Here is a 13,010-nt window from a genome sequence, read left to right as displayed (position 1 = left end):
TAAATCGATATATTAGAAAAACCGCTGATAAAACTCGAGTTGCGCTGATATATTTTGAAAATCGCTGATAAAATCTGAGTTAAGATCAATATACTAAAAAACTGTCTCGATTAATTTTTTACAGATTGATTTTTTATGAAGAAGTCCATGATATAAAACACTTCGTCATCGGGTATTTGTATTTCAAATGTATTTTCAATCGGTTGTAATGCTTTTTTCACTTTCATATACATCCAGTATTCATCTTGTCTTCGTTTCTCTTTATCTGGATGAGGGAGGAGGCTTTCTCCTTTTTGAAGACGGTCAACCATACAGCTCATATGCAGAATAACACCCATTAAGCTGTCAGGAGTTAGCTGTAAGGAAATTAATTCTTGAATTGTATTTAATGCGTAACGAATTGTTTTAATAAGTAATGCTCCGTCGTTACGCTGCATTTGTTGTTCAAGAATGTCAGCCATTTTTGCATATGTTTCTTCATACGTAATTAATTCTTGAATTGGCTGAATTGCTGTGTAGTTTACGATATCTTGAAAATGATATGTTAAGCATGGGACTTGCACATCGAAATTTGTGACGATACAAATGATATTCCGCTCTTTTTTTATGTTCTCAATCATTTTCGTTAAATCTTTTTCATGGACAATACTAATCGGAATAATTTCAATTAAGTCTTTGTCAAATCGCAAATAGTTCTCTAACATTTTTTGAATAGCTAAAGCACTGCCCTCACCAGTTAAACAAGCTGTTAAAATAACAGATTTCATTGGTGATAGTGGCTTTTTCTTTTCTTCTTGTACGTTTAAGTAAAACGGCGTTAAGTTCTTCACTGTTTCATATAATGCATCTAACGAGTAGCCAAGCTGAGCTTTTCGAGCTGCTTCTAGTGCATGTGGAGTGCTCGTCATGGAAAGAACACGTACTGGAATTTTGAACTCAGTTTCTAATATATCACCAATATAAGCGAGCGATCCCATATCAACGAGTAAGAGAAGCCCGTTTACATTTTGGAGTGTTTTCATATACACTTTCACGCGCTCTAAGAAATCTTTCGGCGATTCATGTAGCGGCATATCAATACCGGTTACTTCCTCAATGCCGAGAAGTTCGTTTGCCACGTTTGCCATTTCTGTTGCAATGCCGTTGCCGTGCGCTAATATTAATACTTTTACTTCTGTTTGTGAGGCAGGAATTGGATCAACAACGAAGAACATTGTTAAAAAGCCTGCTTCATCGATAGGCATTGTTATTTGTAATTCGTCTTCCAGTAGTTGAATGCATTGCATAGCTACGGAAAAAGCTTCTTTATATTTCGTACGAATTTGATTTAATTGTGGGTGATGAATTTGTTTTCCAGCTTGTAAACGTTGTAGAGTTGTCTGTACATGTAAACTTAAAGCGAGAAATACTTTTTCATCAAACGTCTTAGATAAATGCTTTTCAGCAAGTTCCGCAATTTTTTCACATACGGAAACGATATTACGATCCACAATTTTAAAAACATTTTCATGACTTGTCTTTTTGGACATTTGGTTAAAATATTGTACGAAAAAGCTTTGAATATCATTTTCTATTAGTAATTCTAATTCGTCCTCTTCAATACCGCGAGCTTGAAGTTCTTCGTATTTATAATCAATATAATCGTAAATAGAAGACTGTTTTTCATTCTCTATTTTATGATTACTCCAACCTTCATCTACTGTAAATATAAATGTTTCATTTGGTATTTGGTATAGATGACGGCTTTTTCTTTCAATGAATAGCCCTTCTTTCATATACCAAGGTAAATCTGTACTTGAAACGTAGACAGAATCACGTTTTTTTGTCACGAAGTCAGAGTAGGCTTTCGCGCAGGCAATTTGTACATCCGTTTTTAATTGACCGATGTTATTGGGACAATTGTAAAAGACAAAAGCGCGCATTGCATTCGGGCTAACGTGAATTTCTTTTCGCAGGCGGATTGCTTCATTTGTGAAAAATAGTTGTAATAAAGCAAAGCGTTCTTTATGTGTACGCTCACGAAGTGGTGGCAGTGTGACAGTCATCGGTATACGTCTTGTAAATGTTTTTAATAAAAATGAATTTGGTTCTTCGGTTGTAGCAGTAATAATTAATACTTGTGCTCTACGCTCGTTTTCTGTTTCACCAAGGCGGCGATATACTCCGCGGTCAATAAAGGTGAAAAGCATTTCTTGTCCTTCTGGAGGAAGGCGATGTACTTCATCTAAGAAAACAATCCCTTCATGTGCTTTTTCAATTAACCCTTTTTGATCACTTGCCCCTGTATAAGCTCCTTTTTTAATCCCAAATAACTGCCCCAGTAGTAGCTGTGGATTATTTGCATAATCAGCACAGTTAAAGACGATAAATGGTGCGTTTTTAGGAAGCTGTTCAACTTCAATTGCATATTCGTGCATTAAAGAAGCGAACATAGACTTTCCGACTCCTGTTTCTCCCAGCAGTAAAGTGTGCATACCGTTTGGAGGATAGAGAATAGAAGCTTTCGCTTTTTCGATTGCGATTTTAAGGCTTGTATTTTCAAGAGCAAATGTATCTAATGAAGTCACTTCTTTTGAATGCGTTTCCAACGAAGTGTTCGTTTCTATATAAAAACGAACAGGACGCGTATTTGTTTTTAATAAACGTGTATCTTTTACAAGTTTGTTTAAGTCACTACTTACATTGGCGCGATCTAGTTGCAACAGGGTAGCGAGTTCTGATGCGGTTACACCTTCTGTATAATTGCCTTTTTGTATTGCGTCAAAAATGAGATCTATTCGTTTCATTTCTATTCACCTCGAAACTTCATCACTATTTAAAATTTTACACAAAAATGGGAAGGGTGGGAAGAGAAAAATAAAACAGCTTTAGCACATAGGCACTAAAGCTGTTACAATCTTGTGTCTTTCCAAAAATTAACTTCGAGATGAGAAGATGGATTATAGGGAAGAAGTTTGTATCCTTGTGACTGTAAATAATCAATTACTTTTGGCAGTATTTGTACAGTGACACTCGAATCATGCATTAAAATCACTTCGACTTGTTCATCGCTCTGATTACGTACCCTTTCTAGTATGGCAGAAGGATTGTCATAGCTTTTCCAGTCGTATGTATCGATTGTCCAATCCCACATTTTATACTGGGCTGATACGAGTGCATCACGGTAATTCTTTTTTAAGTAAGGCATGCTACCATACGGGACACGAACGAGATGTGTATTTAATTTTGTAACTTGCTGAACAATGTTTTGTGTTTGTTCCATTTCTGTAATTAAAGCAGATGGATCACCAGTGTAAAGACGTTTTACATCGTGTGACATACTGTGAAGTCCGATATAATGTCCATCTTTAATTAATCTTTGCATTGTCTTTTTATAATGTGGCACTTTTCCACCAATAACAAAGAAAGTTGCTTTTCCGTTCTTTTCTTTTAAGATGTTTAAAATTTGTGTAGTATATTTGTTTGGTCCGTCATCAAATGTTAAGTACGCGATTTTTTTGGTAGGAGAAGTCGTCTCAGTATTTGGATGATGTTCAGCAGGGGGAATAGTAGTTGCTCCTGCATGAGATGACGCGTACATAGTAATCATTAAAAATAAAATAATGTATTGAAATACTCGCTTGATCATAACATTCACCCTCAGTTTGCCAATCAAGATGTAAAAAAGAAAATATAATCCTTTTCTTATAATGTATATCTTTCTCCAATAGCGACACTCTCAAACAATCTATATTTTGGAAATGTAAAATAATGAATAAAAAATAGCCTCCTCTTATAAGAAAGAGGAGGCTATTTGAATATTTCATAATTGTACAGGCTATACTACAATTAGTCTTCGCGTTTTTTCACTTTTTTATAAAAGGAAATAAGTGGTTTGTAACGTTCGTGTACAAGCCCGATTACTTCAGCAATAATTTCTGTAAAGAAGATTAAAACGAAAAGAAGAATAATGGATAACCATAATGTCGCACTAGAGAAAATGATTGCATTTACACTAAAGAAAATACCGAAAGCGTATATAATTAGTACCGTTTTACGATGAGAGAAGCCCATTGCAAGTAAACGGTGATGTAAATGCGACTTATCTGGTGCTGAAATAGGTTTTTTATTTACGATACGACGTATAATTGCAAATGTCGTATCAAATACAGGTACGCCTAAAATGATAACTGGAACGATAAAGCTGAATAACGTTACACTTTTGTATAATCCAAGTAACGATATAACAGAAATACAGTATCCTAAAAATAGTGCGCCTGTATCTCCCATGAAAATTTTTGCTGGATGGAAGTTGTAGAATAAAAATCCAATTGTACTTGCAAGTGCAATTAGTGCTAGCGGTAAAATAATAGCTGTTCCAGTACCCCATGGGCTAGTGAAGGCCATATATGCTAGCGTTGCCAGTACGATAGATGAAATACCAGCGGATAATCCATCTAAGCCGTCAATTAAGTTGATGGCATTTGTAATACCTACAATCCAAAATACTGTAATTGGGTAAGCAAGCCATCCAAGTTCAGTATCCCCGAGGATTGGAATATATAATACTTGCACTAATAATCCACTTTTTACAATCATAATGGCAACTAATAGTTGTCCACCGAATTTTACCTTCGCAGATAACTCGTACATATCATCTAAAATACCGATGATTACAATGATAATCGCACCTAGCGTTATCGATAACATTCTTTGTTCATATAAGCCACCGACAACAAATCCTACAGCTACACCAATAAATATCGCTAACCCGCCAAGACGAGGCATGATCTTTTGATGTACTTTACGCGCGTTTGGCTTATCTGTTGCTCCTATTTTAAAAGCTAACTTAATAACTAAAGGAGTAACGACGAGTACAGTGATGAAAGATGCCAAAATGGCATAAATCACTTGTGAGTCCATTAATACCCCACCCTTTTATAGTCTAACGTAATTTTTTTTAATATATTTATCTGAAAATTATGATGTTTATTTACAGGCTCATAACATATGGTATCACAAAAAGATTAGAATTCAATCTTTTTTTGTTTTTACGGTAAATGGAAGCGGATAGAATATATGACAATTGTATACAGAATGTTGAATCATTTGAGAAGGTTAATCGTATTGGGCTTTGGAATATGACATTTTCTCTTTTTCTTTAATAGTGAATACTTTTATTTCAATATTATAAGTGTTACACGTAGAAATGAGTAAGTTCCGTGTTAAAATGTGGGAATTTATCCCGAACGAACGGGGAGCCTTAATTTCTGTAAAATATCGATTGGTTTAACGAATAATTAATGAAAGTTATTTAATTTTACAAAAACTTAAAAAAGAATGAAAAAAGTAATTCATATAATAAAGAAGTAAAAGAGTTTTCTCATTTTTAATGTGAGAGGGGGAAGCACAGGGAGAATTCTATGTATTCGTATATTTTCTATTGTATATTCCTGTGCGAAAAGGAAATGAAAATTACGATAATAGGTACCGGATACGTTGGATTGATTACAGGAGTAGGACTGGCAGTATTGGGACATTCGGTTACATGTTTTGATATAAATGATGAGAAAATTGAACGGATAAAACAAGGGGATCTGCCTATTTATGAAGCTGGTTTATATGAATTAATAAATGAAGCATATGAGAATAACTGTTTAACTTTTACAACAAGTAAAGAAGAAGCATTTAACGATGCAGAGTTTATATTTATTGCAGTTGGAACACCATCTTTATTAGATGGGACAGCGGATTTAACATATATTCAAAGTGCATGTGTTGATATTGGAACATATGCGACTAACGACATTATTGTTGTTACAAAAAGTACTGTTCCTGTAGGGACGAATGGTACGATTAGAGGATGGATTGAGGAGGAGTTACAGGGGAGACATGAATTACATATTGCATCGAATCCAGAATTTTTACGGGAGGGTTCAGGTATTTACGATTTTTTTCGAGGAGATCGTATTGTAATTGGAGCAGATAATGAGGAAACGGCACGAAAAGTGGAGAATTTATATAGTGAATTACGCTTAAAAACGTATGTTACAGATATAAAAAGTGCAGAGATGATTAAATATGCATCGAATGCTTTTTTAGCGACAAAAATTAGTTTTATCAATGAAATTTCAAATATATGTGAGAAGGTAGGAGCGAATGTATTAGACGTTGCACAAGGAATGGGAATGGATAAGAGAATTGGTGCGTCTTTTTTAAATGCGGGCATTGGTTACGGGGGATCGTGTTTTCCGAAAGATACGAAAGCTCTTGTGCAAATTGCAGGGAATGTGGCGCATGATTTTCGCTTGTTAAAAGCAGTTATTGAAGTGAATAATAAACAACAGTTGTTATTGATTGAGAAAGCAAAGAAAGTAATAAATATGAATAAGAAGCGGATTGCGGTGCTGGGAGCGTCATTTAAACCGAATACTGATGATATAAGAGATGCACCATCCCTTATTATGATACAAGAATTAATTAATATAGGTGCGGATGTAGTTCTATATGACCCGAAGGCGATTCAAAATATGAAAAATATCTTTGGGGAGACTATACAATATAGTGAATGTATAGATGAATCGATTAGAGGAGCGAGTGCGGCTTTTATCATGACAGAATGGGAGGCTATCCGAGCTTATCCGTTAGAACGGTACGCCCAACTTATGAGAGAACCTATTTTATTTGATGGAAGAAATTGTTATACTGATGAGGATGTCAAGAAGCAAGAGATAGATTATTATTCTGTTGGAAGAGAAAGTATTTGTAAGAGGGACTTTTCCGTTATTCGTTAAAAAGGTATGTATTCATGTATATTCTTATATGTCATAATAGAAGTTGTAACTAGTGAAAGAAAAGAGGCAATGAAATGACTGAACGTTTAAAAGTAATGACAATTTTCGGGACACGTCCAGAAGCAATTAAAATGGCACCTCTTGTATTAGAGTTGCAAAAGCATCCAGATAAAATTGAATCGATTGTGACTGTAACAGCACAACATCGTCAAATGTTAGATCAAGTATTAAGTATCTTTGGAATTACGCCAGATTTCGATTTAAATATTATGAAGGATCGCCAAACTTTAATTGATATTACAACACGTGGTTTAGAAGGTTTGGATAAAGTAATGAAAGAAGCAAAGCCGGATATCGTACTTGTACATGGTGATACGACGACAACGTTTATTGCAAGCTTGGCTGCTTTCTATAATCAAATTCCAGTAGGTCATGTCGAGGCAGGACTTCGTACATGGGATAAATATTCTCCATACCCAGAAGAGATGAATCGCCAATTAACAGGTGTAATGGCAGATCTTCATTTCTCACCTACAGCAAAATCGGCAACGAACTTACAGAAAGAAAATAAAGATGAGTCAAGCATTTTCATAACAGGAAATACAGCGATTGACGCACTAAAAACGACTGTAAAAGAAACATATAGTCATCCTGTACTAGAGAAACTTGGGAATGATCGTCTTGTACTTATGACAGCTCACCGTCGTGAAAACTTAGGAGAGCCAATGCGTAACATGTTCCGTGCAATTAAGCGTCTTGTTGATAAGCATGAAGACGTACAAGTTGTGTATCCTGTTCATATGAACCCTGTTGTTCGTGAAACAGCGAATGATATTTTAGGCGATCATGGCCGCATTCATTTAATTGAGCCGTTAGATGTAATTGATTTCCACAATGTTGCAGCTCGTTCATACTTAATGTTAACTGATTCTGGTGGGGTACAAGAGGAAGCACCGTCATTAGGTGTACCGGTTCTTGTTCTTCGTGATACAACAGAGCGCCCAGAAGGTATTGAAGCAGGGACATTGAAATTAGCAGGAACAGACGAAGAGACAATCTTTAGTCTTGCTGATGAATTGTTATCGAATAAAGAAGCTCATGATGAGATGTCGAAAGCATCTAACCCATACGGTGATGGTCGTGCATCAGAGCGTATTGTAGAAGCGATTTTACAACACTTTAATAAGTAAATAAAAAAGAGCCAAATCATTTGATTCGGCTCTTTTTTTATTGCTGATTTCTCATAATCCACTCTGCATGAGCATTCGTAGAAGGAGGGGGCTCAGTTTGTGTCTTGTTCTGATTTTGGCCCGTTTCTTTCTTTGCCTTTTCGTTAGAGTTAGAATTTGAAGAAGGATTTGATTCGGTTTTTGTTGTTGAATTTTCGTGAGAGTTTGCTGTTTCTCCTAATTCTTTTTTTATTTCGTTACGTACTGTCTCAACACCGATTGGATCTGGAAGGAAGTAATAAATACCACCTATTTTTTTGTCTTCTCCTTCAAGTTTGAACGTTTGCATTGTAGAAGGATCAAACCCAGAGAGTTTATTGTAAAGAGCAAGGCCATCTGAAATAGGAATGTCAGTTTTTATATATTTTCCAACGACTTCTGTCAAATCTTTAATTTTAAATACGGTAGAGGTGGAATTCAGTTTTTGAGCAACAGCAGCTAGTAATTGTCTTTGTCTAGCGGCCCGACCATAATCGCCATTTGGATCTTGCTTTCGCATACGAACGTAAGCGAGTGCTTCTTCACCATTTAATTCTTGTTGCCCTTGCTTAAATTCAATTTTTTTGTAGTAATCCACGTCTGAACGCTCCCAAAAATCGAAGGGGACATCAACAGTAACACCGCCAACAGCATCAACAATACCTTTAAAGCCTTGGAAATCAATTTTAAGATAATGGTCTACAGGCACTTTTAGAAAACCTTCGACCGTTTTGATTGCCATTTCTTCTCCGCCGTAAGCATGCGCAGCATTAATTTTGTCCTCTTTATTCTTTCCGACAATTGGAACACGACTATCACGAGGGATACTCATAAGTGAAATCTTTTGCGTTTTTGGATTGACTGTCGCAAACATTAATGAATCTGTACGACCGTTTTGACCGTCTGTTGCATAATCTTCTATACCCATAATAAGGATTGTAAAAGGCTCTTTTGTAATTTCTACATCTGCGGTTCTCAAATCCGATTTTTCACGAGTAAAACCACTATACATCCCCATGAGAGAAGAGTAGGAATTTAATATATAAAGTCCTACACTAACAAATAAAAATAAGAAAATGAGGAAGTAGAAAAACTTTCTTCTTCGTTTCTTTTTTATTCTGCTATTTTGGAGATGATAATAACGTTCTTCCATATATAATCTCCTTAGTTCATTTGTAGGAAAGTAATTCACTACATTAATATTTAAAGGTGATGATGTAGTTATTCTTAGATAACATCTTGTTCTAAGTACAACATATCTCCTTCTGTAATTGTACATTTCCCATTTGTTAATTCAATCATCCAATCTGTGAATGCTTGTTTTCCATCTTCTTCTACATACGTATCAAATGTGACATTTTCGAGATAATGTATATCTTTAATGGCATATTTTGAATTACGCAATTCATTTTCAATTTTGCCAAGTAATGTGTAATCAATCTCGGTCTGCATAACACGCATTAGTTTTCGCTCGACAACACCGACATGATTAATGCCTTCGCTTGTACATTTTCCATATGCGCGAATTAAACCACCAGCGCCCAGTTTGATGCCACCAAAATAGCGGGTAACGACAACGACGGTATCTTTTAAACCGCGTTTTTTTAGTACCTCTAACATAGGTACACCAGCTGTACCACTAGGTTCGCCATCATCATTTGCTTTTTGGATTTGATCTTGTTCACCAATCAAATACGCGGAACAATTATGTGTGGCATTCCAGTTTTGTTTTTTAATTTTTTGTATGAATTCTTGAGCCTCTTCTTCGGTTGTAGCACGACTAACATAACAGATGAATCTTGATTTTTGAATAACAATTTCGTGTTCACCGTAGTCTTTTATTGTTAAATATTGTAATAACACTTGTATACGCCCCTATCCATCAAAATGACTAGTACTTTACATTTTAAAAGCGGGCGTTTTTATATTCAAACATTTTTTATAAATAAGTTGAAATTTTTGGTGAGTATTTTACCTTTTTGTTGTAATTTGTCGAGATGATGAGTATAATTTCAAACCGGCATTTTCATGTATGGATGCACCATTTTTAGTTTTCGTGTAAAATTAGGAAATAAAAACTTTTTTATAAGGCAGGTACGCAAATGAAAACAGCTATTGTTACTGATAGTACAGCATATATACCGAAGCATATTCGTGATGAACTCAATATATATATGATTCCTTTAAACGTTGTGTTTGGAACGGAATCTTATCAAGAAGAAGCTGAAATTTCAGCAGATGATTTTTATGTAAAAGTACGTGAGCAAGAAGAACTTCCAAAAACTTCTCAACCAGCAATCGGAAAGTTTGTTGAGCTATATGAACAATTATCTAAAGATTACGATGCAGTTATTAGCATTCATCTTTCAAGTGGAATTAGTGGTACATATCAAACGGCAACGACAGCTGGACAGATGGTTGAGGGTATTGATGTATATACGTACGATTCTGAAATTAGTTGTGAAGTACAAGGATTCTATGTGCGTGAAGGTGCAAGGCTAGCAAGCGAAGGAAAGGATCCAAAAGAGATTATCGCCCGTTTTGATGAAATGAAGAAAACGATGGACGCTTATTTTGTAGTAGATGATTTACACCATTTACAACGTGGAGGACGATTAAATAGTGCGCAAGCTTTCATTGGTAGTCTGTTACAAGTGAAGCCGGTTTTATATTTTAGAGAAAAAATCATTATTCCGTTTGAAAAAATCCGTACGCGTAAAAAAGCATTAAAACGTATCATCGAAATTTTTGATGAGCAAGCAAGTAAAGGTGTACCTATGGAAGCAGTTATCATTCATGCGCAACGTGAAGAGGAAGCGATTGAATGGAAGAAAGAATTAGAAGAAAAATATCCTCATGTTACAATCCGTACAGGTTATTTCGGTGCTGTAATTGGTACGCATTTAGGTGAAGGTGCATTAGGTCTTGGATGGTATACGAAGTAATAAAGATATAAAAAGCTCTCTTTTGGAAGAGGGTTTTTTTACGGATATTTTACGTGAAGTTGACAAGTTAATATTTGGAAATGGTAAAATGTACGTAAAATAAAATAATGAGGAAAGTTTTATAACTTACTTTTTACAAGAAACTATATTATAATAGAAGAGAGGTGAAACATATGGAGCATAATTCTTGTTTATGTCCAAAGTTTGAGTCAGCTTTTACTTTGCTTAGTAAGAAATGGACTGGCTTAATTATTAAATCTTTGCTTGAAGAGTCAAAACGTTTTAGAGAAATCGCAGATATTATACCGAATATGAGCGATCGTATGTTGTCAGAGCGTTTAAAGGAATTGGAAAGCGAAGGCATTGTAGTTCGTAATGTTTATCCAGAAGTACCAGTTCGAATCGAGTACGGTTTAACGGACAAGGGAAAAGCGTTAGAAAGTGTTATGGATGAAGTCCAAAATTGGGCTGAAAAATGGATGAAATAACGTTTTGATTTCATCCGTATTAGTATATTTAACAAAACGTAAGGGAAACCTTGCGTTTTTTCTTTGCTTATAAAAAGCTTTTAAATTTCTACACATACATACAAAAATATGCATATTTTGCGATAGTGTTACATATAATATTACATTTGTTTTACAAAAGCGTAACATTAGCAAAAAAAATCCCGAATTATGGTATAAATTTTATAGGTTATATACGGAAAAAGAAAAAAGAAAGCGGTGTAAAAAATAAAATGAAAAAGCTAAAAATGGCATCTTGCGCATTAGTTGCAGGGTTAATGTTTTCAGGACTAACACCAAATGTATTTGCAGAAGATAAAATTTCTGACGTGAAATCACAAATTAATACACAAAATGACACTTTACATAAACAACAACAAGAACGTGATGAATTACAAAAGCAAATGAATGACTTAAACAAAACAATTCAAGGTTTGGATAAGTCTGTTCAAGAGAACGCTTCAAAACTTGATGAAACAACGAAAAAAGTTGCAGATACTGAGCAATTAATCGAAAAGAAAAATAAAGACATTGCAGAACTACAAACGAAAATTGCAAAACGTGAAGAATTATTAAGAAAGCGTTTAGTTGCACTTCAAGAACAACCAAACACAAATGTTGTAACAGAAGTTCTTGTAAACTCTAAAAACGTTGCAGATTTAGTTGATCGTTTAACTTCTGTTTCTAAAATTCTTGAGTCTGACGAAGATATCATGAAAACACAACAAGAAGATCAAGCGAACGTGAAAAAAGATGTTGAAACGGTAAAAACAAAGCAAAAAGAATTAAAAGAAGCACAAGCTCAAATTGAAACTGCTAAGAAAGAACTTGACGCTGAAAAAGCGAAAAAAGCAACAGCAGTAAACGATTTAAGCGGTAAAATGGACACAGTTGTGACTTCAATGACAAGTACGGAAAGTCAATTGAAAGATCTTGAAAAACAAGCATTACAATTACAACGTATTGCTGAACAAGAAGCACAAGAGAAAGCGGCACAAGAAGCTGCTGCTCAAAAACAAGCAGAGCAAGCTGCTAAAGCTACGCAAGCTCAGCCAGCACCAGCAGAGCAAACTGCACCAGCTGCACCAGCAAACAATGGTGGACAAGCTCAAAAAGAAGAGCCTAAAAAGGAAGAACCTAAAAAAGAAGCACCTAAAAAAGAAGAGAAAAAATCAGAACCGGCACCAGGCCCAGCTCCGGCTCCTGGCGTAATTGGTAAAGCACAACAATACTTAGGTATGCCATATGTTTGGGGAAGTGCATCTCCATCAAACGGTGGTTTTGACTGTAGTGGATTCATTTCTTACATCTATGGTGTAGGACGTCAAGACGTTGCAGGTTACTGGAATTCAGTTTCTAAAGTAAGTAGCCCACAACCTGGAGATTTAGTATTCTTCCAAGGTACTTATAAACCAGGTCCATCTCATATCGGTATTTACGTTGGTAATGGCCAAATGATTCATGCTGGTGATAAAGGGATTGCTTACTCTAGCTTAAGCAGTAGCTACAACCAAAAACATTTCTTAGGATACGGTAGATTCTAGGATTTATAATCGAATAAAACATGTGTATAAAGTC

General features: G+C 35.3%; 10 protein-coding genes. 5 read left to right on the top strand and 5 right to left on the bottom strand.

Going from position 1 to position 13,010, the window contains the following annotated elements; all coding sequences use genetic code 11:
• Positions 1–110: 110 nt before the first annotated feature.
• From DN390_RS01835 to DN390_RS01825, 3 genes are all read right to left on the bottom strand, one after another.
• Complete coding sequence (locus DN390_RS01835; RefSeq protein WP_147806457.1) at positions 111–2,786, bottom strand: sigma-54-dependent transcriptional regulator; 2,676 nt, start codon at positions 2,784–2,786, stop codon at positions 111–113.
• Positions 2,787–2,890: 104 nt separating this feature from the next.
• Positions 2,891–3,628 (bottom strand): polysaccharide deacetylase family protein, encoded by a 738-nt coding sequence (locus DN390_RS01830; protein ID WP_063221808.1) that lies wholly within the window; start codon positions 3,626–3,628, stop codon positions 2,891–2,893.
• 200 nt (positions 3,629–3,828) lie between these two features.
• Complete coding sequence (locus DN390_RS01825; RefSeq protein WP_000378310.1) at positions 3,829–4,902, bottom strand: glycosyltransferase family 4 protein; 1,074 nt, start codon at positions 4,900–4,902, stop codon at positions 3,829–3,831.
• A gap of 500 nt (positions 4,903–5,402) precedes the next feature.
• Here DN390_RS01825 and DN390_RS01820 point away from each other — a divergent pair, with 500 nt between their 5' ends.
• Entirely contained in the window at positions 5,403–6,773 is a 1,371-nt protein-coding gene (locus tag DN390_RS01820; RefSeq protein WP_147806456.1) for a UDP-glucose dehydrogenase family protein, read from the top strand.
• A gap of 74 nt (positions 6,774–6,847) precedes the next feature.
• A complete protein-coding gene (wecB, locus tag DN390_RS01815) occupies positions 6,848–7,963 on the top strand; it encodes a non-hydrolyzing UDP-N-acetylglucosamine 2-epimerase (protein ID WP_060632882.1) in 1,116 nt (371 codons plus the stop codon).
• A gap of 37 nt (positions 7,964–8,000) precedes the next feature.
• On the opposite strand, the gene DN390_RS01810 is transcribed toward wecB, so the two are convergent.
• Both DN390_RS01810 and DN390_RS01805 read right to left on the bottom strand, forming a co-directional pair.
• A complete protein-coding gene (locus DN390_RS01810) occupies positions 8,001–9,134 on the bottom strand; it encodes an LCP family protein (RefSeq protein ID WP_147806455.1) in 1,134 nt (377 codons plus the stop codon).
• Between the two features lie 74 nt (positions 9,135–9,208).
• On the bottom strand, positions 9,209–9,844 hold the full coding sequence (locus tag DN390_RS01805) for a YigZ family protein (protein WP_000926682.1): 636 nt from the start codon (positions 9,842–9,844) through the stop codon (positions 9,209–9,211).
• A 239-nt stretch (positions 9,845–10,083) separates the two neighbouring features.
• Here DN390_RS01805 and DN390_RS01800 point away from each other — a divergent pair, with 239 nt between their 5' ends.
• The 3 genes from DN390_RS01800 (at position 10,084) to DN390_RS01790 (ending at position 12,976) form a co-directional block, all read left to right on the top strand.
• The gene (locus DN390_RS01800) at positions 10,084–10,926 is read left to right on the top strand and encodes a DegV family protein (protein ID WP_097950805.1); all 843 of its coding nucleotides are present in this window, start codon (positions 10,084–10,086) and stop codon (positions 10,924–10,926) included.
• Between the two features lie 173 nt (positions 10,927–11,099).
• Positions 11,100–11,414 (top strand): winged helix-turn-helix transcriptional regulator, encoded by a 315-nt coding sequence (locus DN390_RS01795; RefSeq protein ID WP_000400857.1) that lies wholly within the window; start codon positions 11,100–11,102, stop codon positions 11,412–11,414.
• 146 nt (positions 11,415–11,560) lie between these two features.
• Positions 11,561–12,976 (top strand): C40 family peptidase, encoded by a 1,416-nt coding sequence (locus DN390_RS01790; RefSeq protein WP_141439209.1) that lies wholly within the window; start codon positions 11,561–11,563, stop codon positions 12,974–12,976.
• Positions 12,977–13,010: the final 34 nt, after the last annotated feature.

Source organism: Bacillus sp. SH7-1 (assembly GCF_008042405.1).
In the GTDB taxonomy this organism is placed as follows: Bacteria; Bacillota; Bacilli; order Bacillales; family Bacillaceae_G; genus Bacillus_A; species Bacillus_A thuringiensis_N.
The sequence above is the reverse complement of the archived record's forward strand: the minus strand, read 5'-3'. Positions and strand labels throughout refer to the sequence as shown.